We start from the raw sequence: 25,798 nt of genomic DNA on the forward strand, positions 1-25,798 counted from the left end.
TTGGGTAATCTTGATCCATAGTACATCACTTAGAGATCCTAAAGGAGAGTTACATATGAGTCCAAACATAGCTAAGAAACAAAGATTTATTGGAAAGACAGCAATTATTACCGGAGCGGGCTCAGGAATTGGTCGGGCTACCGCTATTAAGCTGGCGAGGGAAGGTGCTAATGTAGCGCTTTTTGATTTGAATCTTGAACGTACCTCATCTTTGGCGGATAAGCTAAACAAGTTTCGCAAGGATTGTGCATTGGCCATAGAGGTAGATACTTCGGATGAAAAAGGGATGGAGGAAGCCGTTCGCAGTACGGTGGAACAATTCGGAGGTGTCGATATTGTATTCGCTAACGCGGGAATCAATGGTGCGGTGGGACCGATAGAAGAACTGAGCTTGAGCGATTGGGAGCGCACGATGTCGGTGAACTTGACGGGGACCTTTTTGACCTTGAAATATACGATCCCTCACCTGAAGGATAAAGGGAAAGGAAGTATTATCATCACCAGCTCCATCAATGGGAATACTAGATTTGCCAGCTTTGGGTGGTCTACATATAGCACTACCAAAGCTGGACAGGTGGCTTTTGCTAAAATGGCTGCACTTGAGCTAGCTAAGTTTAAGATTCGAGTGAATGTGATATGCCCTGGAGCGATTGCCACTAATATAGATGAAACAACTGAAATGAACGAGGACGTAGAGGCTATTGTCTTCCGATTGAATTTCCCGATGGTGCGCAGCCGCTGGCGGATGGACCGGGCAAACCGGACAACGTTGCAGATCTGGTCTCTTTTCTGGCATCCGATGAATCCATTCATATTACAGGTGCGCAAATTGTGATAGACGGCGCGGAGTCCTTATTATCCTAATTTCGAGAGAGCTTCTCGGTATTGCTCGTACCAAATTTTCCATTCGGCATCTCGCGACTCCAGTGTCGTACCATCCAGAAGGTGTTGGATCACGTCCAGACATACATGCCAACCTGCTAAATCCCGGGGTGTATGTGGAGTGAGCGTTAGGATCGTTTCACTCAAGACGAGTAAGCAGCCTTCTGAATTAGGGTATAGCTCAAAGCGAACAGAATCTTCTGCCCACGTAAATTCAATAACAGAGTGAAGCTGAAGTTCAGTAATCGTCATTTCCTCAAAAGTCCCATTTTGCATATCAAACTTTATTAATCCGCCTTCACGCAGGTCTTCGATTCGTAATTCAGCGAACCATAAAGCAAGCTTCTCATTCTCCGTCAAAAAGGACCAGATCTCTGTAGCAGAATGCTTTAATTGACGTTCGAAACGAGCGACATAATGTTCATCAGATTTTGCGATGTTAGCTAACATGTTATATTTCTCCTTTGGACTACTTTTGTAGTCCTTTTTATTTGAGAGGATAGTCTATAGTCTGTAACTCTTATCATAAGAAAGAGAGTGGGAATCGTCTATAAAAAGTTAAACTTCTTCAGTATCCAGCATCATCGCCAACTTCGAGGACATATAAACAATTTTCTATATGCACAAACCGAAAAACAAACGGGATCATAATATGATTGTAAATTAATAAACAAAATGATATTATGTCTATATAATTATCGGATGATGGGCTGGTGAAAGATGTGGCAGAAGGTAATGAAGCTATAAGTCTCTCTGAGAAATTCTGGAATGCGTCAATAGATGAATTGAAGCAGGGTTATGTGTATGAAGAGCGTGATCGTAACGGATTCTATGTTTGCTTGGTATGTGGAAAGGCTTTTGAGAAGGGCATAATTTACAAGGAGAATGATACGTATTATGAAGCTGAGAAATTCACCACGCTGCATATAGATCATGTTCATGGTTCGATGTTTAACTGGTTACTGGGACTAGATAAGAAACTTACAGGACTTACAGATCTGCAAAAAGGACTGCTCCGTGCGTTCAGGCAAAGCTTAAGTGATGGGGAAGCAGCTAAGGCGCTTGAGATTGGAAGTACCTCTACAGTGCGAAATCACCGGTTTACGTTACGGGAAAAGGCGAAACAGGCTAAGCTTTTTCTGGCTGTTATGGAGCTTGTGGAAGAGAAACCGGAGGTTTCCTCTCCTTTTGTAAGTGTGCCACGTTCGGCGTCGATGGTGGATGAGCGTTTTGCCATTACTGAGGAAGAGAATGCTGAAATTCTAAAGGCTTATTTTAAAGAGGGTGTAGATGGCCCGATTTCTGAGTTCCCGAAAAAGCAGAAACGAAAAGCGGCGATTTTACGTCAACTCATTAAGCGTTTCGAGATCGGTCGTGAGTATACAGAGAAGGAAGTGAACGCGATCCTTTCCGAAGTGTATCCAGATTACGTAACTTTGCGCCGATATTTGATCGATTATGGATTGCTAGAACGAGAAGATGACGGCAGCGTCTATTGCGTGAAAATATAAATTGAAGGAGAAAATGAACAATGGATAAAGCGAAACGTAAGGAATTAGCGTATAACTACACGCATTCACATAGGGAAATGGGAGCGTATAGAATTGTGAATGTACAGGACGACAAATCTTTTGTCGGCACTAGTTTAAATCTTGAAGGGGTATGGAATAAGCATAAATTTATGCTGGATACAGGGTTACATGATAATAAAGAGATGCAAGCGGATTGGAATACTCATGGAGAAGCGGGTTTCCAATTTGAAGTGTTGGAGCGAATCAAGCCTGAAGAGGATTTTGTAGAGAACGTTTCGGATCTTAAGAAATATCGTAAAATGCTGCCTGATCTAGAAAGTAAATGGTTTGAGAAGCTGTCGCCATATGGTGAGCGAGGTTATCACAAACAGCGGTAGGCGGAGATCACCTAAGATGAATTACAATGCCTTTTATGCTAAAATAGACGCAATTCCGCTAAACACATTTTTGCTTAGACAGGGTAGATAATAGTGGGTGGCACTAGCGAAGGAGGCTGCGTATATGGGGATGATTTCCTGGCTGGCTGAACAGCGAATTCAGGAGTCTATGCGTAATGGGGAATTTCAAGATTTACCTGGGCATGGTAAGCCGCTGGAGCTTGAGGATTTATCAAGTGTGCCAGAAGAATTGCGGATGTCTTTCAAAATTATGAAGAATTCCGGGCTGGTGCCCGAGGAAATATCTCTAAGAGCTGAATGTGTTACGCTCGAAGGACTACTTGCGGCGTGCCACAACAGCGGAGGTGCTGAGACCAGTGAGGGCAAGGCACTCCGGTCAAAGTTGTCTTTGAAGAGACTGCGTCTACAAGAGCTAGTGCGTGAACGCGGTCTGGATAGTAATCCTGCTTTTATGCAATACAGTGTTCAAATACACGAACAGATGACTAGGGAAGAAGAATAACGCCAGTTAAAGTCCTGTTTGGTAATCTCATAGTAATTTGGACATTAAGATAAAAAGTGTAATATAAAAAGGCATCTCTTAGTCGATTCAGACGGAAGAGTTGCCTTTTTGCATGTTGCACTTCTCAAGTAATGTATCTTCATCTTACTCGCTTGAAATATATCCATTCCGGATCACCATCATCTAAATTCTCTATGATTCCGCTTCTGACAAAGCCGAGTGATAGACAGACTTGCTGCATGACCGTGTTGGATTCATTGGTGGAGGTAAAGAGCTTAGACGTCGGACAATGTTCTTCAATGTAACGAATAAGTGCGCTGGCAATGCCGAGCCGTCTGAAATTAGGGTTTACAATAGCGAGCTGAATAAAACAGCATTCGAAAAAAGTGGTGTCGTAACAGGCGAAACCGATAGGCTCACCGTTAAGCGATGCTACAATGCATTGCTCATTTAGAATATATTGTTCGATTATAGGTTTGCGAATTTCGCTGCCAATGACCATGCTGTCGATCTTGCTGAGAGTAGATAGATCTGAAACTTTGGCTTTAGTTACGAGCATAGTAGGAAGTCTCCTCATTAAAATTATAGAATAGTGTGCATAGTATTTCTTGATCTTTATAGTCTTTTCGCACATGATTAATATGGTTTAGATGAAATCAAGGGAAACCAATAACATATTATTACAAACGATGGAGAGATACAATGAAACAGCTTCCAATTATACAGGTGCTTCCAGACCTGAAAAACATACTTAGCTCAACGCGGGCGGCTGTTCTTATCGCTGAACCCGGTGCGGGTAAAACAACAGGAACGCCTCCGGCATTTTTGGATGAGCCTTGGATGGCCGGTAAAAGCATTCTAATGCTAGAGCCCAGAAGACTTGCTGCTAGATCTGCTGCAACCTATATGGCGTCCTGTCTTGGAGAAAGTGTTGGACAGACGGTAGGTTATCGTATGCGTAACGACACTAAGGTAGGCAAGAACACGCGTATTGTTGTAGTAACAGAAGGTGTCTTAACAAGGATGCTGCAGAGTGATCCTTCTTTGGGTGATGTGGGTCTAGTGATTTTTGATGAGTTCCACGAACGCAGTCTTCATGCGGATTTGGGTCTTGCTCTTGCACTGGAAGCACAGGCTGTGCTGCGTGATGATCTTCGGATTCTGATTATGTCAGCTACCTTGGATAGTGATCGTGTGTCGGCTATGTTGGGTGAAGCGCCAGTAGTTGATTGTCCGGGACGAACCTATCCGGTGGAAACAATCTATGTACCAACAACAGGGAATCTTCTGATTGAAAAAACTGCCGCAGCCGCAGTGAAACGTGCCCTTGTTGAACAACCGGGAGATGTACTTGTATTCCTACCGGGTGAACGGGAGATCCGCAGAACACAAAGCGAGTTGGAACATGGAAATCTGCCGGATGGGATCGTGCTTCGTCCGTTGTATGGACAATTACCACAGGCTATGCAGGATTCCGCAGTGGCTCCATCCATAAACGGTGAACGTAAAGTCGTGCTTGCGACCTCCATTGCTGAGACAAGCTTGACGATAGAAGGTGTACGGACGGTAATTGATACCGGACTTCGCCGCACGCAAGTATTCTCGCCGCGTACGGGAATGCCAAGTCTTACGACGGTTCCGGTATCGAAAGCCTCCGCCGATCAACGGCGGGGACGTGCGGGTCGGACAGCGCCTGGCGTGTGCTACAGGCTGTGGAGTCAGGAGGAGCATAATCGCCTTTCGGATGACAATGTGCCGGAGATTATGGAGACTGATTTAGCGCAGCTCGTTTTGGAGCTAGCGCTGTGGGGCGTGCGCGATCCTGCCGCGCTATCTTGGCTTGACGCGCCGCCCGCTGCGCCTTATGCGCAGGGCACCGCGCTGCTGAGCCAGCTCGGCGCGCTGGACGCCGGCGGCGCCATTACGCCGCACGGCCGCAGCATGGCCGCGCTTGGCGCGCACCCGCGAGCCGCGCATATGTTGCTGCGCGCGGCAGAGCTTGGCGCAGCACCGCTCGCCTGCCGGCTGGCGGCGCTGCTGCAAGAGCGGGACCTGTTCAAGGGTCCCGCGGCACTAGATTGCGACCTCACGCTCCGCGTAGAGGCGCTACTCCGGTTCGAGCGCTCCGCCGATACGGGCGGAGCGGACCCAGCGGCTCTGCGCGCGGTGCAGCGCGAGAGCCGCAATTTCCTGGCGCAGCTGCAAGCAGCGCCGGGTGCGACCGTGAACGACATCAGCCTCTGTGGGCTGCTTCTGTCGTTCGCCTATCCCGACCGTATCGGACAGAAACGCGGCGATGACGCGTTTCTGCTCTCCGCCGGTCGTGGCGCGGCCATGCGGGAAGGACAGCTGCTGGCCCGTTCCGCTTATATTGTGGCCGCTTCCGTTGACGATCGAGCGACACAAGGAGCAATTATGCTGGCAGCAGAGATAGAAGAAGGACAACTGCTTAAGTATCATGCGGATCGCATCACTGAGGACGCGGACGTATATTGGGATAAAGAAAGTGGGAGTGTGAAGAAGCGCCGCAGAACAATGCTTGGTGCTCTCGTCTTAACAGAAACTTCACATGAAAGACCCTCCGCGGAAGAAACAGCGAAAGTATTGTTAAGTGTTATCGCTGAAAATGGGATTGAAATCTTACCGTGGGAAAAGGGAACCACACAGCTTCGTGAGCGGTTAATGTTCATGCACGCCTTACGTTCGAACTGGCCTGATGTCTCAAATGCAGCATTAATTGTGAAGCTTGATGAATGGCTATTACCATACATTCATGGTATGCGTAACTTACGCGACCTTCAGCGAATTCCGTTATCTCGTGCGCTTGAGGGGATGCTGGACTGGAATCAGCGACAGGTTCTTGAGCAGGAAGCGCCGACACATATTACGGTTCCTAGTGGCTCACGTGTGCCCGTGGACTATGCTAATCCAGCTGCTCCTGTACTGGCGGTACGATTGCAAGAGATGTTTGGACAGATAGACACGCCTAGAATTGGAGGAGGAAAGGTACCTGTATTACTTCATCTTTTGTCACCGGCAAGAAGACCGATGCAGGTGACTTCTGATCTTGCAAGCTTTTGGCGCGGTACTTATTTTGAGGTCAAAAAAGATCTAAAAGGACGTTACCCTAAGCACTATTGGCCAGACGACCCATTGCAAGCTATACCGACCAATCGAACACGTCCCAAGAAGTAACTATGGTTACTTATACACTTGATATTGTTCATTAGATGTTTTGTCTTCAGCTTACAGGGTATTTAACTAGTGAAGACAATTACTAAGGAGGGCTTCAAGTGACTAAAAAAATCGTAGGGATCTTCGACACAGAACAAGAAGCAACCAGAGCAATTGAAGGACTTCACAATCAAGGATTTAGTAATGATGAAATATCAGTAATCACACGTGATCGCGATGAACTAAGACATATTTCGGATAATACAGGCACAATGGCACCAGAAGGTGTTGCAACAGGCGCAGCTACAGGCGGCGTATTGGGTGGTGTTACCGGACTTCTAGCAGGTATCGGAGCGCTCGCCATACCGGGTATTGGTCCTATTCTAGCTGCAGGACCTATTGTGGCAACTCTGACAGGTGCAGCCGTTGGTGCAGGTGCAGGCGGCTTAGTTGGCGGCTTGATCGGTCTTGGCATTCCTGAGGATGAGGCAAAAGAGTACGAAGGATACGTAGAAAGTGGTAAGATCCTTGTGCTTGTGGATGATAACGGACGCGGATATCAAGCACATGATGTATTCCGTGGTAATCGTTCGCTGAATGCTCAGCGTTACGAAGGAACCTATAATGAAGACACTAGACTAGGGGATTCAATGGCTAACAGAGCCGATCGGACAGCTGAAGTCTACAACCGCGATAAAAATTAAATTGTTAATCGAACTACATTTTTTCTATAAACAATCAACTCAAAGACTGCACCTTCTAGCATTACGCTATGAGGTGCAGTCTTTTTTGTGTATGTGGACTCATATGAATTCAATTTTTAATAAACTATGGGTGTTTGGAGATTTATTGTTTTGTCATGGAAACGATGACCCCACATGCCAAGCTATATCTCCTTCCTCTGATAGATCCGGATGGATACCATGATAGAAATTAGAGCGATTGCTATAAGTGCTACAGGAGCTGCATAGGTGAGCATCTTCAACAAATTCTCGCTAGGGCGAGTAAATGACAGGCCCAAGTTAGGTAGTAACATGATAATTCCAGCGGGGACGAAGAAGATGAGCATCATAAGTATGCGTCCTTTTTCCACACCAAACTTAAATAAGATCGGCAGGGTCAAGCTCAGGACTAGTATTCCAAGTCCGAGAAAGACTAGTGATGTTGTCAAGTTTAATGATAGTTCAACCTTCGTTAAGAGATTGCAAAGGAAGAAAATGATGACGCCAAGCAAGGAGAACGATAGTCCAAGTACATATTTACTCGTAACCATATCTCTTCTCGAAACGGGCATGGTGAGCGCAAATTTGTCCCACTTGGCTCGTTCATCATAAGATAGCGCGGTGACTGGGAGCATAGCACTCAATATACAGACCATTCCACCAAAGAAGGATGTATTGTTCATAGCGATACTAAATACGAGATAGAACCCAACCAAAATGAGATACATCTTGCCTTGCTTCTTCAAGTTGAGTAGATCCTTTAATAGTAGCCCTTTCATTTTACTCCCTCCTTAACAGTGAATAACATGATGGTTTCTAAGTTAGCGGTGTCAATGGTGTGATTGCTTTGAATGTGATCCTTGATGACTAATGCTTCTACGCCAAATTGATGTTTCCGAACACCCTTTACGATCGAAGGGTTGATCTTCGCTAACTCATCCTCCGAGCATTTCAACACACCGTATGTTTCCAATAGCTCATCTTTAGGCTCGCTAAACACAATTCTGCCCTTATGTATGAATGTGATATAGTCGCAGACCTTCTCAAGGTCACTAGTGATGTGGGAGGATATGAACACGGAGTGCTGTTCGTCCTGAATGAACTCTAGGAATATATCCAATATTTCCTCTCGAACGATCGGATCAAGCCCACTTGTAGCCTCATCTAGTATGAGGAGCTTGCTGTCATGCGAGAGCGCAGTGGCGATGGATAGCTTCATCTTCATCCCCTTGGAATAATCCTTCACGGGCTTGTTGTTTGGTAAGGAGAATCGATTAATGAGTTCAGAGTATTTAGCTTCGTCCCATGTTCGGTAGATTCTCTTGAGAATGGTGTTAATATCTTTGGCTGAAAGATTCTCTGGAAAGTTGCTTTCGTCGAGCACAACGCCAATGTGTTCCTTCACAGCGTCGAGATCCTCTTTATTATCCTTGCCTAGAATGTTTATCTTCCCATGATCTCTTGCGATCAGATCTAATATCAGTCTAATTGTGGTGCTCTTGCCAGCGCCGTTCTCGCCGATGAAGCCCATGATACAACCTGTGGGTAATTGAAGTGAGATATCTTTTAAAGTAAAGTCGTCGTACGTCTTGGATACGTTCTGAAGTGTTAGGGCATATTCCATGTCTTATTCCTCCTCATATAGGATGGTCATCATCTGAATTAATTCTGGGAGATCCAGCTTACATAAAGTGGCTGCCTGAATGATATGTTGCATATGATCCTCGATAACCCGAAGCTGTTCCTCGCGAATAAAGTCCATATTCTTGGCTGCGACGAAGCTGCCTTTACCTGTAACGGAATAGATAAAACCTTCACGCTCCAGTTCCTCATAGGCTCGTTTTGTCGTAATAACACTGATGCGCAGCTCTTTGGCTAGAAGTCGCATGGACGGCAGTGCGTCGCCTTCGTTCAACTCTCCAGTGATGATCAGAGATTTGATCTGTGAAACAATCTGTTCATATATTGGCTGTCCACTGGAGTTGCTTATTATGATATTCATCGTTCACCGCCTTGATCGCACGTTTTAATATTGTATATATGTATTATATACAATATTCGAGTTTGAGCAAGTGATTTTTTTGATACTTTTTTCACAATATAGTGGAATTCCGTATCCTGTGGCACTAATGAATAGCGGCAGGATTATTAGCATAAGGATCATAAATATAAATTCTCTTGCTATCGTAATCTAGGTTGCCATGTTGTTCGAAGCTTGGAATTTTAAAAAGAATGATTTCAGCTGTTGAAGGAAGGGTGCAGGTATGGGTTTACTTCTTGTGATTTTCTTCTTCATTGGTTTAATCATGATGATTAGCAATCAGTATACTATGATCAAGAAAATGGATGAATTGAATGAGACATTGCGTGAGATTAAGAACAATAATAGACAGGGTATGTAAATGCAGAAGGAGATGATGAAGTGGGAATCATTAAGAATTTCTCTCTGGTGGTTGTAAGTTTAATTGCTGATCTATGGTTTGGACTAGTACGAAAACCTGGTTTCTATGATAATCACACGGTTACTACAACAAAGCGGGGGTATGTTCTCTTTGTAACTTTGGCAGCTTTTATAGCTGTTGGGGCTGCCTTTTGGCTGTGCTTGAGAACATATTAATGAGAAGGCTACCAAAGGGCAGTCTATTTTTAAAATATAAGAACGGATAAGGTTCACACTATACATCATCCTAGAATGTCATGTTATTACTTACCAATGGTTAAAATTTAAAACTGCCTCTTATTTGGGAATAACAAAGACAACTTACAAGAGAAGGATCCCATGAATTCTCCCTCTCAGAACCCAATTGCGTTAACTTATTCTCAACAATCGATCATTGCCTCACGTATCACCATCCCGAAACAAGCTCCTTATTATGTTCAGCGCACAAGATTAATGTCCAGACTTATGGATGAGAATCGTGCTAAGGTGACGCTTATTGCGGCTTCGGCAGGTTTTGGCAAAACAACGCTTGCGGCTGAATGGGCGCGTATCCATGCTGATGAAGTTGCTTGGCTATCGCTGGATATTGCAGATAATCAGCTCGTTCGGTTCTGGTTAAGTTTACGTGCGAGCCATGCTTCATTTTGCGTTGCAGGGACATGGTTTTATATTTTTGTCGGATCTATTCTATGAATGGAACCATCTTGATGATGCAAGAATCCAAGTGGACAAAGCGCTTGTCATGTGTAATTCCTCGGACCAAGTGTAGTTTAGTAAATAATCATTATAAGTGTTTATTACCAATCATTTACTTTAAGGCGTGATACTATGGAAGATAGCAGGTGATAGAACTAGCGAGGAGGAATTGTGCATGCAATTAAAAGAATGGTCTGAGGATGAGATATCATACGAGTTAAGTAATGATTATTCTATTCGTAAGGCAGAATCTGATAAATGGGGAATTTACTGTTCCATCTATTATAATATCCAATATATTGGCTTTTTTAGAGAAGATGGGTTTAATTCTGCCCAAAAAAATGCTTTCTGGATCTATAAAGGTGAGTCTAAAATAGGTGGAGTAAGGATGTCACCTAATCGGATATATCATTTATTTGTTATTCCACCGTTTAACGATACATATGTGCTGTTGAAATTACTAAAAAAGCTTTTGATATATTGGTCTGATCGAACTAAACCTATAAAAACCTTCGAGGTTTTACCGGATCAAGTTCAATTATTTGCACGGGCAGGGTTTTGGCCTGATGAGTTCAGATGCCGCTGGATGCAGCGTCCCACAGATCATTTCGAGGTCAAATGGAACGAAGAATTTAGGATTGGAAGTCCACAGATCGAAGATAATGGACAGGGTGCTAAACGATTTTTTCTTGAAGAGCAAATTGCCGAATGTAACTATGCGAGCTTTGATGGAAGTCTCGAAGCGATTAGGAGAAAGAAATTCTCTTATGAAGATTTTATTCCGAGTGAAGAACCTAATTATACAAATGAAGAATTACTTACAGCGTCAACACTTGTGTATGATCAGAAATCGGGACAGTTAATTGCGAATTGTCTCTTGGGTTTACAAGACGACTACGCAGCAGTCTACAGTATTGGTGTAATACCCACTTACAGAGGTAAAGGGTTAGCTACACTGATGTTGAAAAGAGGGCTTCATCTCCTTAAAGATAAGTATCCTTTCCTAAGATTATATGTCATGGAAGGTAATGACGCGGAGTCTGTTTATTTAAATCTAGGATTTGTTCCAGGGGTACAAGAGATACAGAGCATGTATCTTCCTGCACGCGAGTAGCGAACAAATCATAATGGATTACGCTGACACTTACTAAGAACATAAAATGTGTTTTCTTAATAGAATGTTGTGAAGTCCATAATTATAGGGAGGCTCACAACAGATGCTGAAGAAAAAAGCTACTCTAAAGAAGAAAACATTATATTCTCAGTTTGCACAGAGACATGTACATGAATTTGAAGGTAGTACTAAATTGGCTGAAGAAGGTGCAGATCGACATAACCATCGCTTTGCAGGTGTTACGGGGCAGGCGATTCGAGTAGGGAATAGCCATATCCATGAAATTGATCTTAGTAGAACTGATTTCTTGAACCACTTTCATAATCTGAAAAAGATAAGAACAGGCCCTGCTATTTCAGTCGGAAATGGCAAGCATGTACATTTTGTATCTGGCCAAACTACATTAAATGATGGTCACGTACACCGATTCAATTTCGCAACATTGATTCAAGCTCCACTTGTGTAATGAATAAATTAGGTATGGAATGAAGCTCACGCGGAATGAAAGAGCAAATAAAAAAGGATGCCGGTTGGCATCCTTTTTTTACGTAAATCTAGCCATGTGAGGTTATGGGAAACATGAAATGTTTAGGTAGTTCTTTTAAAAGTGGACGCGCAAACAAAGTATCCTCACTCTGGGGAATTAATTCTGCCTTAATGTGATCTATTGTATAATCTGGTGTGAAATAAAAATGTATAGCCTCAGTTTCAGGAGAAATAATGCTATTCAATATCGCGTCGATATCAATACTTGTAGTACTGATAATATCAAAAATATGAAGCTGATGATCTTCATGTTTAAAGATAATAACAACATCAGCTTCTTCAATATAATAAAAGGAATCATGGAATGGAAGGATAAAATAAAACAGCAGTTGATGTTCATTGTTTATCACGCTGAGTACGGAGGATACCGGTATTCTTTCTTCTGCGAACTTTTTTATCAAGGTGAAATCAACAGAATTATTCGTAGATAAGGGCCGCACAGAGTAGGGTTTAGACGGTTGATTACTAAGATGAGTAACATTAATCGAAAAGCTACTTTCTTGCATGCGTTCAAATCCGAATTTAGGGTAAAAGTCCAAAGCGCTGTCATTTGCAAATAAGTAGATGAAGTCACATTCATGTTCGTACATAGCGATAATATGATCTATTAATTTTCTGGATAATCCTTGCATACGATAATCAGGATGTGTCATTACAGTGCCAATTTGAATAGCTTTATACTCTGTTTGATTTAAAATAATGGTCATTTTGTTTATGGATGCATTTGCTATCACGTGATCTCCGTCAACAAAGGAATAACAAATATACTTGTCATTCCAGCACCCTTGTTCAATCCAAGGTGTAAAATCGATCCCAAAGATCGTCTTAGCTAATGTATTAAAGCTTTCTTTATATTTTTCGATATGCTTATAATCACTGATCAATTGGTAATCGCTCATAAGTAAGCCTCTTTTCCAAAGTGTTTTTCATAGTCACGGATAATGGTTATATCTTACTACACCGTTCTAAAGTAATGTTTATTATAAAAAAACAATCCCGAAAATATTTGGAGGCTAGAAAATGAGAGAAATAGATTATAGTAATTATTACTGGAAAGACGAGAAAATCAGATTGCGATCTATACAAGAAGGGGATTGGGAAGGCTATTACACGAATCGTTTCGATACTCCAGCATGGCGACTCTTACAATGTGCTGTTGAACTACCACCTACTATTGCAGAGGCCAAGAATTTTACGGAAACTTATGCATAGTTCTCATCCAATAGACTAATGTTTACGATCGAAAATTTGCATGGTGAGAATGTTGGGGGAGTAAATCTGAATAGCATTGACGAGAAAAATAGTACGTTCAGTATAGGCGTGCAAGTGGATAAAGATCATCGAGGTAAAGGGTATGGGACGAGAGCTATAACGATCCTCTTAAAGTATGCTTTTTTCGAGCGACGACTAAATAAATTCAATGAATGTGCGCTTGAAGGTAATGAAGGTTCTATAACGATGTTAAAGAAAGTCGGCTGTGTTCAAGAGGGCGTGCGGCGGAAAGTGATCTACACGAATGGGCGATATTATGATTTGATATTGTTCGGATTGACAAAGGATGAATTTATGGAGAAAAACGAGTGAGGATTTGTAAGATTGAAAGGGACTTTGAATTCATTCTTTGATTTTCAATGAATGAGAAATTCCGCAGAATAGCGATCCTTCCATTACTGGAGGATCGCTGTTTTCGTTATGGTTCATGAGCTGGGCAGCTTGTTTCAGCATGGCTCAATCATCCGCTAAAGGTCTGGACCCAGATGACGTTATTTGCAGATTTTTAGCCTTTGGAGCATAGTTTCGGACTCCAGTGCAGCTATTCATTAGGAAGGACTATATATTTGCTGTTTGTCATGCCAATAGCGCCTATGGGGTCCGTTAGCATTCCAAATGTGGGATAATGCTGCATTTAAGGTCAACTGTGTCCATAGCTGCTTCGGAAGCACAATTCTTTTCTAAAGAAAATCCTAGAAAGCACCTTCTATAGTTCTATATTATGCACTTTCATCATATGAAAAATTCACAATAGAAAAGTACAAAAATCTACTCTCTCTACGTACTTCCATATAAATCATCATCATTATCTACTACATTCAGATACATATTGGAAAAAGTGAACCCACTACCACATTTCAGGTTGTGAAAGTTGGAGAATAGTGCTTATACTAGAGTTATAGAAGGTAAGATTAGCCAAAAAAAATACAACATGAGGAGGGTTTATATGGCGTTTATGATTGCTCAACGGGCTTTTATCAAGGTGTATCTTATAACGATGGTAGAACAACATCGCGGGTATGGATACCAAATGCTTGAGGATTTACGTCGAGATTTCAAGGCACATGGATATTCCCCTCCACAGAGCGAAATCTATCGCGCCTTGCATGAGTTGGTACAGCAAGGGATTTTATATCGTACTAAACAGCTAAAAGGGAATGACCCGAAGGTGGATTTTCAAGAAATTGTCTTGTATCATTTTACTTCTGATGGAGAAGAGAAAGCGAAGCTTTATAAGAAGCAGGTGAAGACTGATCTTGATCGCTGCTTAGGTATTTTGAACAAGGCGGTTGCGGATAACTTCTAGAACTGGAACTATAGTTATATTTTCAGGATGCTCTCACCCTGTTATAATGGTTACTGCCAGATAATTGCAGTATATACTTGGAGGTAACAAATGATGGATGAACATATGAAACGTCGATTGGACAAACAACGTAAGCTATTCAGCCAACTTGGCATCACACTAGATGCTCTAACCATACATGAAAAAGAATTCAGTATGAAGCTTCGCGGTTACGATGCGGAGGAAGTAGATACATTTCTAGATAGCGTGATCAAGGATTATGAGCGTTTTTATGCGACGATCGCTGATCTGATGGATAAATGGCAAGAACAGCAGCTGGAGATGCGAGAATTAAAGACAGAAACCAAAGCCACAGAGGTTATTCAAGTTCCAGTGCTTCGAGGCATCGACCCAAAGGAATTAGAAGAGGTCATTCTAAAATTGGAGACCAATGTTCGTCAGCTTAAAGAAAAGCTTCCCCAAATCGAAAGCTATTTATAAGCATGAATTTTGATATCAGGTGCTCCGCTTGACATTTGTAAATTTACCATTGACGAGTTAGCAGTTCATGAATTATGATATGTTCATAAATGATCATTTATATTTTAGTGGCGTGTTACCGTTAAGGGCATGAGCCAAGAATTGACTTCATCTCGATGAGGCATTCTTGGCTTTTTTTGTTCTTAATTGACGATAATATGAGAAAGGAGTGATGAGCTTGTCGCGGGAGATCGAGCAATTTCAAGTACAGCGTGTGATTGGGAACAACGTTGTAATGGTTCAGGGAAGCAAGAACAGCAAGGAATATGTCATCATTGGCAAAGGTATTGGTTTTGCTGTGAAAGGTTCAGGTGTGATTGAAGGAAACGATCCTCGTATTGAGAAATTGTTTCGTCTAGAAGACCGCGAAGCCTGGAGTCAGTATCAAATTTTGCTGGAAGACATAGATCCCAAAGTGATGAGAATAACTGATGAGATAATTGCTGATATCCAAAGTCAATTTCCTGACAAATTAAACGACAAGATTTATCTGGCACTCCCGAGCCACATTCAGTTCACCATTTACCGTCTGCGCAACGGGATGGATATTATTAATCCTTTTTTACAAGAAACTAAGATGTCTTTCCCGAAGGAATTTGATATCGCTTACAAGGCATCAGAGAAGATCAATGCTGAATTTCAGGTGCAAATTCCCGAAGACGAGGTTGGATTTCTTACTTATCATGTGTACTCCGCAGTTAACAATGTATCGGTGGGTCAGTTAGTAAAAGCATCTAATATTGTGAGTGAACTTCTAGACATGATTCAGCAAGAACGGAATATAACTTTTGAGCATGGCAGTATGAATCATATTCGATTAATGATCCATTTACGGTTTTCGCTGGAACGTATTTTGAAGGGATCACTAATAGATAATCCCTTTGTGAAACATATTAAGAAGGAATACAAAGAGGAATACAAGTTATCTCAAAAACTCGGCAAAGTAATGCAAAGATCTCTAGGTGTAGAAATCCCGGAAGAAGAGCTGTGTTTCCTGGCGATGCACTTACACCGATTATTTCAGACCTTGGTGAAACAAAATTAACATCTTTAGAGGAGTGGAGCATATGTTTTCCAAATGGAAATCAAAAAAAGAAGAGAAACATACTGGACATACAATCGAAATCATGGCACCAATCAGTGGAGAAGCAGTTTCATTAACAAAGGTTCCTGATGAAACCTTTGCTGGTGGTCATATGGGTAGCGGGATTGCAATCAGACCTTCCGAAGGGATTCTAAAAGCTCCTTTTGATGGCACGGTTGCTCATATCGTGAAATCGAGTCATGCAGTTATTCTGGAACATGCCTCCGGTGTGCAATTGCTGTTACATATCGGAATCGATACGGTCAGCCTTAAGGGCAACGGATTTGTCAGTCATATTGCCTCTGGAGATCAAGTGAAAGCAGGTCAAACCTTAATCGAATTTGATCTGGACGTAATTCGCGCAGCAGGTTGTGACACAATTTCGCCTGTAATCGTGACCAGTACAGAGGATACACCACCTCAAGTGAACGGACATTATGGTCAGGTTACAGCAGGACAGGATCTGATTCTTACTGTGGCTTCAAAGTAATAAGCTACTAAAGCATTACTACTATTGAATCGAAAGGATGATATTGTTATGTTGGCTTTTCTACAAAAATTAGGTAAGTCGCTTATGCTTCCGGTAGCAACTTTGCCTGCGGCAGGTATTCTGCAAGGGATTGGATTGCTTGATTTTGAAAAAGATTTGCATCTAGGATCCGCAGTCGGAGGATTCCTGAACCAATATTTTGTTCCATTTCTAAACGCCGGTGCGGGTGCTATCTTCGGAAACCTTGCCTTGATCTTTGCGGTTGGTGTCGCCATTGGATTTGCCAAAGACGCCGTAGCAGCCTTGTCAGCAGTAATTGCATACATGGTGCTGACCAAGATTCTGGCTGTCGTACCCCTTCAGTTCTCCTTCATCAATGATGATGTAGTGTTGAATATGGGTGTGCTTGGAGGTATATTTGCCGGTGCCTGGGCAGCATTCCTATACAAGAGATATCATAATATTAAGATGCCAGATTGGCTCGGGTTCTTTGCTGGTAAACGTTTTGTTCCAATCATTACAGCTGCATCCACGATGGTCCTTGCAGTATTAGTTGGGATGGTCTGGAGCCCTATACAAGATGTAATTAGTGATTTCGGTAACTGGGTTGTATCTTTGGGAGCAGTAGGAGCGTTCTTCTTCGGTACAGCTAACCGCTTATTGATTCCGATTGGACTTCACCACGTGCTTAATTCGATTGCTTGGTTCCAAATTGGTGACTTTACGAATGCAGCTGGTGAATTGGTACACGGTGACTTGTATCGTTTCTTCGCTGGAGACAAAACAGCTGGGATGTTTATGACAGGCTTCTTCCCAATCATGATGTTTGCGCTTCCAGGTGCAGCACTTGCATTTATTCATACAGCTAAACCCGAAAAACGTAAAATGGTTGCTTCCATCTTCGTCGGTTCTGCCATCGCTTCTTTCTTAACAGGGATCACAGAACCCCTTGAATTCTCCTTTATGTTCTTGGCACCAGTATTGTACTTAGTGCATGCTTTACTAACTGGTTTCTCAATGGCATTAATGTATATTCTAGATGTTAAGCTTGGTTTCAGCTTCTCCGCTGGTTTGATTGACTACCTGGTGAACATGAAACTATCCACCAATGCATGGATTCTTATCCCTGTAGGTCTGTGCTTCTTCGTTCTGTACTACGTGTTATTCCGCTTTATCATCACGAAGTTCAAGCTTAAGACACCTGGACGTGAAGATGATGATGATGCGCTTGTAGCAACAACTGAAGGTAACGCAACAGGTTCAGCGTCTTCCAAGGCTGCTCAAATTCTTGAGCACATCGGCGGACCTACAAACATTGTCAATATTGATGCTTGTATTACACGACTTCGTCTTATCGTTAAAGACGAGAAAGCCGTTAAAGATTCAGCGCTGAAACAGCTTGGTGCTTCCGGTGTGATGAGACTTGGTCAAGGTGCTGTACAAATCGTATTTGGTCCGAAATCAGAACAATACAAAGAGGATATTGAGAAGTTACTCTAATTAAATTGAATTCTTTGAATTCTTAAAACAAGGGCTAGTCCGCATACTGGCCTTTGTTTTTTTTTTGTGTTCTTAGGGATAAAGTGTTGCAATATATATAATGCCTAGTATAATACTTGGTATAAACAGACAAAGGAGTCGGTACATATGTCAGTCGACGATTATCTGGACCTTTTAAATTATGCCAAAGCAATTAACGATGGACAGTGGCAGGCTGACATCATAGAGAGTTTAAAGAATCTTAGCGCGGTATCAGAAGCCCCCCAGGTTCAGGAAGAAAGTGTCATAGAATTATGGTCACAATTTGATGCCGTTAACATATTGATCATGAAGTTGTTTGAGAAGCTGCGAGAGAATGAAGATTCCGAGCAAGTGTTTCAGTGGAAAGAGCAGCTCTTGGAGCTTAAGCTGGAGCGGAGTATTTTATCAAAAAAGATTCTGAACAGATACATTCGAATACGATGATTGGGGTCGAAATAGATATGTGAGACCGGACACTTTAAGACAGTTACCTTGTAATAAGGAGGAGCTGTCTTTTTTATATGTTTGAAGATTGGTTATGATAATTTTGAAGAATTCTGATACAAAAATGCGCTGACGGTCGTCTTACTTATAGCTGCAGCTGATAAGGAGGCTTTACAGAATGGAAATTCCGGAATCTGAAATTTTTAAAGCAATATTTTATGAACATCATCCTGTTGTCAGACGTAAGCTTGCCGCTTTGGTACGCGATGAATCGGCAGCGGATGATTTAGCGCAAGAAGTTTTTCTAAGATTGTACCGTAATCCACCAGATGATCCAGCAGCGCTGGGTGCTTGGCTTCATAGAGTCCTCACTCGTATTGGATATGATTATCTGGACAAAAAAGCGAGGGAACGGCGGCTACAGAATAAACAAGAGCAGCTTTATGATGCCAGTGAATCTCCCCCTTCAGGTGAAGAAATCATAATCAGTAAGCTAGATCAGGAGGATGTACATGTCTGGCTGAATGAACTGCCTGAAAGAGACAGACAAGCGCTTCTCCTTCGCTACTCCGGGTACAGTTATGTGGAGATAGCGGGAGAGCTTGGTGTAAAACCTCCAGTAGTAGGAACCCTGCTTCACCGAGCGACAGAGAAGCTAAGACAAAATGCAACGAAGGCGATACCCCAGACAAAGTAGACATTAATCGAAGAGCAGCTACGAAGTAATCTTTATAATTCAGGAGGTACAGTAATGACTAACTATTCAGGAAAGCAAGATAAAGATAAGCAAAGTACAGAGGAAGCCTGGGCTAAGCTGCAAAGTAAGTTAGAGAATGAGCCTTATAATCCTCGGTGGGCGGAATGGAGTCAAAATCCGAAGACCCATACTGAGGATTCTGTGAACTTAAGTCAGCCAGCAAATGTAGAGAGCGTTGAATTTGAGTCAGAACCTACTGCAGTACAGGACATGCTTGTAGTTAACCAAGATAAACAAGCTAAGCGTCCGCGGCGTCTACGTATGAACCGTCGCCGGAAGCTGGGAGCTGTAGTAGCAAGTGTGGCGGTCTTTGCTGTCATACTCGCGACTCCGATTGGCAACACAGCAATGGCATCCATTCTGAATCAGTTCCGGATGGAACAGGTTACAGTTGTACAAGAAAGTGATCTTCGTAATATTTTCACACAAGTAGCTGAAGACGGTGAACTTAATCGATCAATTAACCAATTTGGTGAGTTTACAAACACTAACGGAGCTAATATTGGTGAGGTGCCCGCGGATCAATTGAAGGCTACTCTTGGGTATCCCGCTAAAAACGCTGCATTAGTGGAAGGGAAAAATACAGTTTCGGTAGGCGCTTCGCAAGATATTACACTTAATCTGAAAGTGGACGAAGTGAACAAAGCCCTGAAAAAAATTGGAGCAGAGCATTTGCTGCCCGAATCTATTGATGGTAAACCGATTACACTTCATATTCCGGAAATTGTGAGCTACAATCTCTCATCAGACGAGAGTCACTGGGCAAGTCTGTCGCAAATGAACACACCAGTACTGAACATCGATCCATCTATTAAAGTGGAAGAAGCATTGGAAGCTGTAGTTAATTTTCCTCTGCTGCCAGATTATTTGAAGACTAGCTTAATGCAAAGCCGGGTCTTATCTGGAGAAATCCCAATGCCGTTAATCGCTGGAGAAAATACTGAACAAATAACGGTGGGCGACACTTTAGTTATTGTTGACCATTATGAATACAGCCGCGGTGCTGTATATCAAGCAACATGGATTCAGGATGGACAGCTATTCAATTTATCAGGTGAGCTCTATTCGAGTAAAGAGAAGCTTATGACCAAGGTTCAGGAGCTGATTGAATCATGAGTACTGCTGCAATTGAAGCTAAGTCCCTAACCAAGGAATATGATAACGGGCGCGGCTGTCGAGATGTAAGTATTACTGTAGGGAAAGGGGAAGCCTTTGGCTTCCTCGGCCCTAATGGTGCAGGTAAAAGCACATTTGTAAAAATGCTAGTAGGTCTTATTCATCCATCAAGTGGCAGTGCGAGTCTGTTCGGTCATAAAGTTGGTTCACTGGAAGCTAAATCAGTTATCGGCTATTTGCCGGAATTGTATCGATATCAGGAATGGCTGACAGGTGAAGAGGTTGTGAGACTGCATGCACGACTATGCGGAATGCAGCGTTCTGTAGCAGATAAGAGAATTCCAGAACTGCTTGCTGAGGTTGGAATTGGTAAGCGTGGACGAGACCGAGTGAAGCATTACTCTAAGGGAATGCAGCAAAGACTGGGATTAGCTTGTGCACTTGTTAATGAGCCGGCTATCGTATTTTTAGATGAGCCCTCATCGGCACTAGATCCAATTGGACGTCAGGAAGTCCGGCGTATCTTACAGAAACTAAAAGAAAAAGGGGTTACGATATTTCTAAACTCTCATCTGTTAGAGGATGTTGAAGTACTCTGTGACCGAATGGCGCTACTGAATAACGGTGTTATTCTCCGGCATGGCAAAGTGTCCGAGGTGTTAAACAAGCGTATGAGCTGGCGTTTTAAAGTAGGCGGTTATGCGCCTATTTTATTGTCATGGCTGAATGAGAACACAGGCTTGCAGATTCGGGTGTCTTCCCATACCGAAGAAAAATTGATAAATGGATTGGTAAATCTACAATCAATAGACAGTAGCACAGTTTGGTTGGAAGCGGAGCTGGAAAGTGAAGAGCAGGTGGGGTGGCTGAATACGCTAATTGTAGAACAAGGAATGACCTTGTATGAAGTTTCTCGTCAGCAAGAACGTCTGGAAGAGTGGTTTATGAATGCTGTATCAGGACTAAACCACAGGGGTGAACAGGAATGAGAATTATAATGGGTATGACCTGGAAGGAATTGCTGCGAAAAAGAGTAATGGTGCTGACATTACTTATGACCGTGGTTTTTCTTATAGGATTTTGGTTTATTGCAAGTACGATCGGGCAAAGTTCTATGTCTCACGGATCGAGTATTCCTAGCGGAGAAGAACTCCTTATTCGTTTTACAAATGGTTTATTTATTTTATCGTTTGGATTTTTCTTCGGAGCCTTTGTAATTGCTTTTTTAGCTATTTTTAGTTCATTTTCCGCCATTTCAGGTGAGGCAGAGCAGGGAGTGATGCAAGCCTTGCTTCCAAGACCAATTCCACGCTGGAAATGGTATGCAGGTCGCTGGCTTGGTTATGTAACACTGGGAATAGGTTATGCGCTTATTTTATTTATTTCTATATTGCTAATTACGCAAGCCCATGCCGCAGTTCCAAGAGATGGATTAGCGTTATTCAAATCATTTTTGCTCTTTTCTTCCATCGTACCGTTGCTAATAACTGTTTCTATGCTGGGTTCAGGATTCTTCTCGGCCCTTGGGAATGGAGTCTTTATGACGATGCTTTATGGAGCAGGATGGCTAGGAGGAATGATTGACAAGGTAAGTAGTTCTTTATTATCTAAGCCCGAAGCACTTAGCACTCTAAATAATATGACGGGTATAATGTCCTTACTTATGCCTGTAGATGGGTTACAGCGCAGAATGACTGCTGAACTGTTTAGTATTAACGAAATGAACGGGATGTTTATTGCTTCCAATAGTCTATTTGGATTAGATAACTTCACCTCAGTCCCATCTAATACATTTATCGTCTATGCGATCTTCTATACACTATTGGCGTTCTTAATCGGATTGTATCGTTTTCAACGGAAGGATCTATAGCAGTTTAACAATACATCGAAGAACTTAAAATGCCCTTTTTGTTGCCGAATTTTCGGAACAAAAAGGGCTCTTCAAGTTAGTATAAGTCGGATTAATTTGTAACACCAAGCTCAATCCAGTCCGTAGACCAATTTCCAATTTCACCAAGTATAGGAGCCAACGCTGTTCCTTTTGGAGTAAGAGAGTACTCAATGCGTACTGGCATTTCTGGATATACGGTTCGCTCAATAATACCTTCGATTTCCATTTCTTTTAATCGGTCAGATAACACTTTACCACTTAGATTGGACAGACAGCTTTCAATTTCGCCAAAACGACGTGGACCTGGCATAAGCACGAAAACGATCAGCGCGACCCAACGTTTACTTAGCAAGTCTACCGCTTTTTCAAAGCGAGGACACATGTTGAAATCATTCATAATATCACCTCGACATTCATTATATCATAAACTTACATAAAGTAATTATAAATATTTAAAGATATAATATAACTTGACGAAGTTATATTACAATGATAAACTTACTTACAAATAGTTACTTATATTTTAACTAATATTCGATCCTTAAGTTTAGCTACTGCTAAGCATCGATGGACATTGAGGAAGGTGTACCCATGATTAAACCAGATATTATTTCTATCCTACAAAATAAAATTACTCGAATTCCTTTAGAAAACAGTACAAATATATTGGTTGGACCGATTACTTTACCCGTGAATTTAGACGGAGAGACCGTTACTTTTAAATGGTACAACTGGCTGAACACTACGGATGCAGAGCTTCTTGGTGATAATAGTGAAGCAACAGCCGCTTTGATTTCAAAGTTACCATCCATGAGCCTCGCAGATGGACAGCAATCCAGTGTTTTAGTATATGGTGATTTCGAAGGGTCAGATGAAGCCTTGATTCGAATGCACAGCATTTGTCATACCGGCGATATTTTTGGTAGCAAACGTTGTGATTGTGGCTTCCAACTGCATCAGTCCATGAAAATGATCGTCGAACACGGTTCAGGTGCATTATTCTATCTTGCTAACCATGAGGGTAGAGGCATTGGATTGTTTAGCAAATCTTTAGCGTATCTTTTACAAGAAGAAGGATACGATACAGTTGAAGCTAATTTAGAGCTGGGTTTTGCTGATGATTCAAGAAATTATGCAGAAGCGATTAGCGTTCTACAACATCTACGTCATAAACCAGTCACGTTAATTACAAACAATCCGAAGAAATTGGAAGCACTCAAGGCTGCAGGTATGAATGCTGTTAAAAGAGTAGCACTATGGGGAGATGTATCTTCTTTTAACGAGAAGTACTTGCGCACCAAAGTGGCTCGTTCAGGACATTTAGAGGCAGTGAAGGACGCGAATCCAATTGTAGGAAGACTGGCTAAATAAAGATAAAGGTAGTGCTGTTGCACTTCTTACATTATAATGGGTTACTGGAACCCAACATTAAGCTTAGTGAGGTACAATATGACTGCTATTCAAGTACAAGACTTACGCAAAACATTCAAAGTACAAAAAAACCGCGAAGGTCTCAAAGGGGCCTTCGCTGATTTGTTTAAAAGGGAATATACGGAAGTGACTGCCGTGAAGGATATTTCTTTCTCCATTCCTGAAGGGGAGATCTGTGGTTATATCGGCGAGAACGGTGCTGGGAAATCAACCACCATCAAAATGCTCACAGGTATTCTCGTACCAACTTCAGGAAATCTTACGGTGGGTGGTTATGTTCCTTATTTGGAGCGCGAGAAATTCGTGAAAAATATCGGCGTGGTATTCGGGCAACGCAGCCAGCTATGGTGGGACATCGGGGTCATTGAATCCTTCCAGCTGCTGCGCAAGGTATACCGTGTATCTGAACAAGACTTCAAGAAACGGCTGGATGAATTGGTTGAACGATTGCAGCTGCAAGAACTGCTGAATCGTCCTGTTCGTAAGCTCAGTCTAGGTCAGCGGATGCGTTGTGAATTAGTCGCAGCATTGCTTCATAATCCATCGATTGTATTTTTAGATGAACCGACTATTGGCTTAGATATTGTGGTGAAATCAGAGATTCGTGAATTTCTTAAAGATATGAATCGTGAGCATGGGACAACCATACTGCTGACTACACATGATCTGCAAGATATTGAGGCGCTTTGCTCGCGTGTGATTATGCTTGATGATGGCCGAATTATTTATGACGGAGGACTAGAAGATCTGAAGCAGCGCTGGGGAACTGGTCGTGAAGTTCAATTTCAATTTGGAAATGCAACGAAACGTGAGCAGCTTGAGCTTTGGACAGAGGGGATGCCAGTTACTTGGTCTGCCGAGAATGATCTTGGAGCATCCGTATGGATTCCGTTAGATTTAAATGTATCTGATGTGTTAGGAAGAGTAGTAGGAAAAGCAGATATTACTGATATCAAAATCATTGAGACGAATACGGACGATATTGTTCGCAGTATTTATCAATCTGGGTCTGCGGATAAACCCGATGAAATGGCAGCCGCTCTGAAGGATGAAAGAGAGGCTTTGAATGTCTGATAAGATTAATGCTGAAATAGCTACGTCTTCATCCACAGGAGGTTCGTCTTCAGGTGGTCTGCAGGAGAATAGCCGTAGATTACTATTTGGGGCTTACCTCGATTTTATTCGTATTCGTTTTCTTACTATGCTCGCTTACCGAATCAACTATTACTCAGGCATTCTCATCTATTCACTAAATATTGGGGTTAACTATTTTACGTGGATGGCTATCTATGGAAATGGGGATTCGCTGGGTGGCTTTACCGCAACGCAAATGACGTCTTATGTTGCTGTTTCTTGGATGGCGCGTGCCTTTTATTTTAATAATCTAGACCGTGAGATCTCTACGGATATACGAGACGGAAGTATCGCTATCCAGTTTATAAGGCCCTATAACTATGTTTTAGTTAAAATGATGCAAGGACTTGGAGAGGGAATGTTCCGCTTCCTCTTGTTCATGATTCCCGGTATGGTCATAGCGATGTTGTTGTTCCCGGTTCAATTACCGACAGCGCCATCTGCTTGGGCAGGCTTTCTTGTGATGCTCTTTTTCAGCTTTTTGATTAATTCACAGATTAATATTATTACTGGGCTCTCGGCCTTCTTTGTTGAGAATAATGAGGGCATGATGCGTATGAAGCGGGTGATTGTTGATTTGTTCTCCGGTCTGATCGTACCGATCAGTCTGTTTCCTGACTGGCTATCTTCCGTACTTAAGGTGCTGCCGTTTCAGGCGATTACTTACTTGCCAGGTTCAGTATTTACGGGACGAGTGCAAGGGGATGGGATTTGGAATGTACTAGGGATTCAGATCGTATGGTTCCTAGCGCTATTAATTCCAATTGTCTGGCTATATCATGCGGCGCGGCAGCGTCTCTTCGTGCAGGGAGGTTGAGGAAACGTGT

32 protein-coding genes and 1 pseudogene are annotated in these 25,798 nt (G+C 42.4%); 26 read left to right on the forward strand and 7 right to left on the reverse strand.

The window, feature by feature from the left end:
* Window positions 1-55 precede the first annotated feature (55 nt).
* Window positions 56-864: pseudogene (locus MHH52_RS12495) on the forward strand (SDR family NAD(P)-dependent oxidoreductase).
* Here MHH52_RS12495 and MHH52_RS12500 read toward each other — a convergent pair.
* Window positions 856-1,332 (reverse strand): SRPBCC family protein, encoded by a 477-nt coding sequence (locus MHH52_RS12500; protein WP_340008924.1) that lies wholly within the window; start codon window positions 1,330-1,332, stop codon window positions 856-858. The pseudogene MHH52_RS12495 and the gene MHH52_RS12500 overlap by 9 nt on opposite strands.
* 293 nt (window positions 1,333-1,625) lie before the next feature.
* Here MHH52_RS12500 and MHH52_RS12505 point away from each other — a divergent pair, with 293 nt between their 5' ends.
* The 3 genes from MHH52_RS12505 (at window position 1,626) to MHH52_RS12515 (ending at window position 3,314) form a co-directional block, all read left to right on the forward strand.
* Window positions 1,626-2,393 (forward strand): DUF2087 domain-containing protein, encoded by a 768-nt coding sequence (locus MHH52_RS12505; RefSeq protein WP_340009615.1) that lies wholly within the window; start codon window positions 1,626-1,628, stop codon window positions 2,391-2,393.
* 20 nt (window positions 2,394-2,413) lie between these two features.
* A complete protein-coding gene (locus MHH52_RS12510; RefSeq protein WP_340008926.1) occupies window positions 2,414-2,791 on the forward strand; it encodes a GIY-YIG nuclease family protein in 378 nt (125 codons plus the stop codon).
* Window positions 2,792-2,915: 124 nt separating this feature from the next.
* The gene (locus MHH52_RS12515) at window positions 2,916-3,314 is read left to right on the forward strand and encodes a DUF1992 domain-containing protein (RefSeq protein ID WP_340008928.1); all 399 of its coding nucleotides are present in this window, start codon (window positions 2,916-2,918) and stop codon (window positions 3,312-3,314) included.
* A gap of 139 nt (window positions 3,315-3,453) precedes the next feature.
* Here the strand turns inward: MHH52_RS12515 and MHH52_RS12520 are convergent, their stop codons facing one another.
* Entirely contained in the window at window positions 3,454-3,873 is a 420-nt protein-coding gene (locus MHH52_RS12520) for a GNAT family N-acetyltransferase (RefSeq protein WP_340008930.1), read from the reverse strand.
* Between the two features lie 143 nt (window positions 3,874-4,016).
* Between MHH52_RS12520 and hrpB the strand changes: the two genes are divergently transcribed.
* A complete protein-coding gene (hrpB, locus tag MHH52_RS12525) occupies window positions 4,017-6,509 on the forward strand; it encodes an ATP-dependent helicase HrpB (RefSeq protein ID WP_340008932.1) in 2,493 nt (830 codons plus the stop codon).
* A 98-nt stretch (window positions 6,510-6,607) separates the two neighbouring features.
* Window positions 6,608-7,192 (forward strand): general stress protein, encoded by a 585-nt coding sequence (locus MHH52_RS12530; RefSeq protein ID WP_340008934.1) that lies wholly within the window; start codon window positions 6,608-6,610, stop codon window positions 7,190-7,192.
* Between the two features lie 182 nt (window positions 7,193-7,374).
* On the opposite strand, the gene MHH52_RS12535 is transcribed toward MHH52_RS12530, so the two are convergent.
* The 3 genes from MHH52_RS12535 to MHH52_RS12545 are packed head-to-tail and all read right to left on the reverse strand — an operon-like array spanning window position 7,375 to window position 9,212.
* Window positions 7,375-7,989, reverse strand: coding sequence for an ABC-2 transporter permease (locus MHH52_RS12535; protein ID WP_340008936.1), 615 nt, complete (start codon window positions 7,987-7,989; stop codon window positions 7,375-7,377).
* On the reverse strand, window positions 7,986-8,834 hold the full coding sequence (locus MHH52_RS12540) for an ABC transporter ATP-binding protein (RefSeq protein WP_340008938.1): 849 nt from the start codon (window positions 8,832-8,834) through the stop codon (window positions 7,986-7,988). Before MHH52_RS12540 ends, MHH52_RS12535 begins: the two co-directional genes overlap by 4 nt.
* A 3-nt stretch (window positions 8,835-8,837) precedes the next feature.
* On the reverse strand, window positions 8,838-9,212 hold the full coding sequence (locus MHH52_RS12545; RefSeq protein ID WP_340008940.1) for a GntR family transcriptional regulator: 375 nt from the start codon (window positions 9,210-9,212) through the stop codon (window positions 8,838-8,840).
* A gap of 262 nt (window positions 9,213-9,474) precedes the next feature.
* On the opposite strand from MHH52_RS12545, the gene MHH52_RS12550 reads away from it, so the two are divergent.
* From MHH52_RS12550 to MHH52_RS12570, 5 genes are all read left to right on the forward strand, one after another.
* Complete coding sequence (locus tag MHH52_RS12550) at window positions 9,475-9,612, forward strand: hypothetical protein (RefSeq protein ID WP_313639671.1); 138 nt, start codon at window positions 9,475-9,477, stop codon at window positions 9,610-9,612.
* Window positions 9,613-9,632: 20 nt separating this feature from the next.
* On the forward strand, window positions 9,633-9,827 hold the full coding sequence (locus MHH52_RS12555) for a hypothetical protein (protein WP_313639670.1): 195 nt from the start codon (window positions 9,633-9,635) through the stop codon (window positions 9,825-9,827).
* Between the two features lie 162 nt (window positions 9,828-9,989).
* On the forward strand, window positions 9,990-10,343 hold the full coding sequence (locus MHH52_RS12560; protein ID WP_340008942.1) for a hypothetical protein: 354 nt from the start codon (window positions 9,990-9,992) through the stop codon (window positions 10,341-10,343).
* Between the two features lie 178 nt (window positions 10,344-10,521).
* Complete coding sequence (locus MHH52_RS12565; RefSeq protein WP_313639668.1) at window positions 10,522-11,460, forward strand: GNAT family N-acetyltransferase; 939 nt, start codon at window positions 10,522-10,524, stop codon at window positions 11,458-11,460.
* A 103-nt stretch (window positions 11,461-11,563) separates the two neighbouring features.
* Window positions 11,564-11,926, forward strand: coding sequence for a YmaF family protein (locus MHH52_RS12570; protein ID WP_313639667.1), 363 nt, complete (start codon window positions 11,564-11,566; stop codon window positions 11,924-11,926).
* Between the two features lie 88 nt (window positions 11,927-12,014).
* Here MHH52_RS12570 and MHH52_RS12575 read toward each other — a convergent pair whose 3' ends face one another.
* On the reverse strand, window positions 12,015-12,905 hold the full coding sequence (locus tag MHH52_RS12575; RefSeq protein ID WP_313639666.1) for a GNAT family N-acetyltransferase: 891 nt from the start codon (window positions 12,903-12,905) through the stop codon (window positions 12,015-12,017).
* Window positions 12,906-13,026: 121 nt separating this feature from the next.
* Between MHH52_RS12575 and MHH52_RS12580 the strand changes: the two genes are divergently transcribed.
* The 12 genes from MHH52_RS12580 (at window position 13,027) to MHH52_RS12635 (ending at window position 22,385) form a co-directional block, all read left to right on the forward strand.
* Entirely contained in the window at window positions 13,027-13,218 is a 192-nt protein-coding gene (locus MHH52_RS12580; RefSeq protein ID WP_340008943.1) for a hypothetical protein, read from the forward strand.
* Between the two features lie 18 nt (window positions 13,219-13,236).
* On the forward strand, window positions 13,237-13,590 hold the full coding sequence (locus MHH52_RS12585; protein ID WP_313639664.1) for a GNAT family protein: 354 nt from the start codon (window positions 13,237-13,239) through the stop codon (window positions 13,588-13,590).
* 634 nt (window positions 13,591-14,224) lie between these two features.
* Window positions 14,225-14,584, forward strand: a complete 360-nt coding sequence (locus tag MHH52_RS12590) for a helix-turn-helix transcriptional regulator (protein WP_042127258.1) — start codon at window positions 14,225-14,227, stop codon at window positions 14,582-14,584.
* 93 nt (window positions 14,585-14,677) lie between these two features.
* The gene (locus MHH52_RS12595; RefSeq protein ID WP_313639679.1) at window positions 14,678-15,064 is read left to right on the forward strand and encodes a DivIVA domain-containing protein; all 387 of its coding nucleotides are present in this window, start codon (window positions 14,678-14,680) and stop codon (window positions 15,062-15,064) included.
* A gap of 211 nt (window positions 15,065-15,275) precedes the next feature.
* Window positions 15,276-16,148, forward strand: coding sequence for a PRD domain-containing protein (locus MHH52_RS12600; protein ID WP_313639663.1), 873 nt, complete (start codon window positions 15,276-15,278; stop codon window positions 16,146-16,148).
* A gap of 22 nt (window positions 16,149-16,170) precedes the next feature.
* Complete coding sequence (locus MHH52_RS12605; RefSeq protein WP_313639662.1) at window positions 16,171-16,677, forward strand: PTS glucose transporter subunit IIA; 507 nt, start codon at window positions 16,171-16,173, stop codon at window positions 16,675-16,677.
* 48 nt (window positions 16,678-16,725) lie between these two features.
* Window positions 16,726-18,177 carry an N-acetylglucosamine-specific PTS transporter subunit IIBC gene (gene nagE / locus MHH52_RS12610; RefSeq protein WP_340008946.1) on the forward strand — a complete coding sequence of 484 codons (1,452 nt, stop codon included), beginning with the start codon at window positions 16,726-16,728 and terminating at the stop codon, window positions 18,175-18,177.
* Window positions 18,178-18,324: 147 nt separating this feature from the next.
* A complete protein-coding gene (locus MHH52_RS12615; protein ID WP_340008948.1) occupies window positions 18,325-18,642 on the forward strand; it encodes a hypothetical protein in 318 nt (105 codons plus the stop codon).
* Window positions 18,643-18,820: 178 nt separating this feature from the next.
* The gene (locus MHH52_RS12620) at window positions 18,821-19,339 is read left to right on the forward strand and encodes a sigma-70 family RNA polymerase sigma factor (protein ID WP_340008950.1); all 519 of its coding nucleotides are present in this window, start codon (window positions 18,821-18,823) and stop codon (window positions 19,337-19,339) included.
* Window positions 19,340-19,393: 54 nt separating this feature from the next.
* Window positions 19,394-20,515, forward strand: coding sequence for a hypothetical protein (locus MHH52_RS12625; protein ID WP_340008952.1), 1,122 nt, complete (start codon window positions 19,394-19,396; stop codon window positions 20,513-20,515).
* A complete protein-coding gene (locus MHH52_RS12630; RefSeq protein WP_340008954.1) occupies window positions 20,512-21,504 on the forward strand; it encodes an ABC transporter ATP-binding protein in 993 nt (330 codons plus the stop codon). Before MHH52_RS12625 ends, MHH52_RS12630 begins: the two co-directional genes overlap by 4 nt.
* Entirely contained in the window at window positions 21,501-22,385 is an 885-nt protein-coding gene (locus tag MHH52_RS12635; protein WP_340008956.1) for an ABC transporter permease subunit, read from the forward strand. The genes MHH52_RS12630 and MHH52_RS12635 overlap by 4 nt, the downstream gene beginning before the upstream one ends.
* A gap of 91 nt (window positions 22,386-22,476) precedes the next feature.
* Here MHH52_RS12635 and MHH52_RS12640 read toward each other — a convergent pair whose 3' ends face one another.
* Complete coding sequence (locus MHH52_RS12640) at window positions 22,477-22,803, reverse strand: helix-turn-helix domain-containing protein (RefSeq protein ID WP_042127276.1); 327 nt, start codon at window positions 22,801-22,803, stop codon at window positions 22,477-22,479.
* Window positions 22,804-22,997: 194 nt separating this feature from the next.
* Here MHH52_RS12640 and MHH52_RS12645 point away from each other — a divergent pair, with 194 nt between their 5' ends.
* The 3 genes from MHH52_RS12645 (at window position 22,998) to MHH52_RS12655 (ending at window position 25,788) form a co-directional block, all read left to right on the forward strand.
* Window positions 22,998-23,777, forward strand: a complete 780-nt coding sequence (locus MHH52_RS12645) for a GTP cyclohydrolase II (protein ID WP_340009619.1) — start codon at window positions 22,998-23,000, stop codon at window positions 23,775-23,777.
* 78 nt (window positions 23,778-23,855) lie between these two features.
* Window positions 23,856-24,911, forward strand: a complete 1,056-nt coding sequence (locus MHH52_RS12650) for an ABC transporter ATP-binding protein (protein WP_340009620.1) — start codon at window positions 23,856-23,858, stop codon at window positions 24,909-24,911.
* A 127-nt stretch (window positions 24,912-25,038) separates the two neighbouring features.
* On the forward strand, window positions 25,039-25,788 hold the full coding sequence (locus MHH52_RS12655; RefSeq protein ID WP_340009622.1) for an ABC-2 family transporter protein: 750 nt from the start codon (window positions 25,039-25,041) through the stop codon (window positions 25,786-25,788).
* The last annotated feature ends 10 nt before the right edge of the window (window positions 25,789-25,798 follow it).

Origin of the sequence: Paenibacillus sp. FSL K6-0276, from assembly GCF_037977235.1 — a bacterium.
Lineage (GTDB): Bacteria > Bacillota > Bacilli > Paenibacillales > Paenibacillaceae > Paenibacillus_AQ.

Coding starts and splice junctions, on each gene's coding strand:
- MHH52_RS12650 (WP_340009620.1), top strand. CDS start 23,856: ATGACTGCTATTCAAGTACAAGACTTACGCAAAACATTCAAAGTACAA.
- MHH52_RS12510 (WP_340008926.1), top strand. CDS start 2,414: ATGGATAAAGCGAAACGTAAGGAATTAGCGTATAACTACACGCATTCA.
- MHH52_RS12615 (WP_340008948.1), top strand. CDS start 18,325: ATGTCAGTCGACGATTATCTGGACCTTTTAAATTATGCCAAAGCAATT.
- MHH52_RS12625 (WP_340008952.1), top strand. CDS start 19,394: ATGACTAACTATTCAGGAAAGCAAGATAAAGATAAGCAAAGTACAGAG.
- MHH52_RS12655 (WP_340009622.1), top strand. CDS start 25,039: ATGCTCGCTTACCGAATCAACTATTACTCAGGCATTCTCATCTATTCA.
- MHH52_RS12535 (WP_340008936.1), bottom strand. CDS start 7,989: ATGAAAGGGCTACTATTAAAGGATCTACTCAACTTGAAGAAGCAAGGC.
- MHH52_RS12600 (WP_313639663.1), top strand. CDS start 15,276: ATGAGCTTGTCGCGGGAGATCGAGCAATTTCAAGTACAGCGTGTGATT.
- MHH52_RS12630 (WP_340008954.1), top strand. CDS start 20,512: ATGAGTACTGCTGCAATTGAAGCTAAGTCCCTAACCAAGGAATATGAT.
- MHH52_RS12640 (WP_042127276.1), bottom strand. CDS start 22,803: ATGAATGATTTCAACATGTGTCCTCGCTTTGAAAAAGCGGTAGACTTG.
- nagE (WP_340008946.1), top strand. CDS start 16,726: ATGTTGGCTTTTCTACAAAAATTAGGTAAGTCGCTTATGCTTCCGGTA.
- MHH52_RS12545 (WP_340008940.1), bottom strand. CDS start 9,212: ATGAATATCATAATAAGCAACTCCAGTGGACAGCCAATATATGAACAG.
- MHH52_RS12550 (WP_313639671.1), top strand. CDS start 9,475: ATGGGTTTACTTCTTGTGATTTTCTTCTTCATTGGTTTAATCATGATG.
- MHH52_RS12645 (WP_340009619.1), top strand. CDS start 22,998: ATGATTAAACCAGATATTATTTCTATCCTACAAAATAAAATTACTCGA.
- MHH52_RS12515 (WP_340008928.1), top strand. CDS start 2,916: ATGGGGATGATTTCCTGGCTGGCTGAACAGCGAATTCAGGAGTCTATG.
- MHH52_RS12585 (WP_313639664.1), top strand. CDS start 13,237: ATGTTTACGATCGAAAATTTGCATGGTGAGAATGTTGGGGGAGTAAAT.
- MHH52_RS12570 (WP_313639667.1), top strand. CDS start 11,564: ATGCTGAAGAAAAAAGCTACTCTAAAGAAGAAAACATTATATTCTCAG.
- MHH52_RS12520 (WP_340008930.1), bottom strand. CDS start 3,873: ATGCTCGTAACTAAAGCCAAAGTTTCAGATCTATCTACTCTCAGCAAG.
- MHH52_RS12620 (WP_340008950.1), top strand. CDS start 18,821: ATGGAAATTCCGGAATCTGAAATTTTTAAAGCAATATTTTATGAACAT.
- MHH52_RS12635 (WP_340008956.1), top strand. CDS start 21,501: ATGAGAATTATAATGGGTATGACCTGGAAGGAATTGCTGCGAAAAAGA.
- MHH52_RS12560 (WP_340008942.1), top strand. CDS start 9,990: ATGAATTCTCCCTCTCAGAACCCAATTGCGTTAACTTATTCTCAACAA.
- MHH52_RS12605 (WP_313639662.1), top strand. CDS start 16,171: ATGTTTTCCAAATGGAAATCAAAAAAAGAAGAGAAACATACTGGACAT.
- MHH52_RS12575 (WP_313639666.1), bottom strand. CDS start 12,905: ATGAGCGATTACCAATTGATCAGTGATTATAAGCATATCGAAAAATAT.
- MHH52_RS12595 (WP_313639679.1), top strand. CDS start 14,678: ATGGATGAACATATGAAACGTCGATTGGACAAACAACGTAAGCTATTC.
- MHH52_RS12580 (WP_340008943.1), top strand. CDS start 13,027: ATGAGAGAAATAGATTATAGTAATTATTACTGGAAAGACGAGAAAATC.
- MHH52_RS12590 (WP_042127258.1), top strand. CDS start 14,225: ATGGCGTTTATGATTGCTCAACGGGCTTTTATCAAGGTGTATCTTATA.
- MHH52_RS12565 (WP_313639668.1), top strand. CDS start 10,522: ATGCAATTAAAAGAATGGTCTGAGGATGAGATATCATACGAGTTAAGT.
- MHH52_RS12540 (WP_340008938.1), bottom strand. CDS start 8,834: ATGGAATATGCCCTAACACTTCAGAACGTATCCAAGACGTACGACGAC.
- hrpB (WP_340008932.1), top strand. CDS start 4,017: ATGAAACAGCTTCCAATTATACAGGTGCTTCCAGACCTGAAAAACATA.
- MHH52_RS12500 (WP_340008924.1), bottom strand. CDS start 1,332: ATGTTAGCTAACATCGCAAAATCTGATGAACATTATGTCGCTCGTTTC.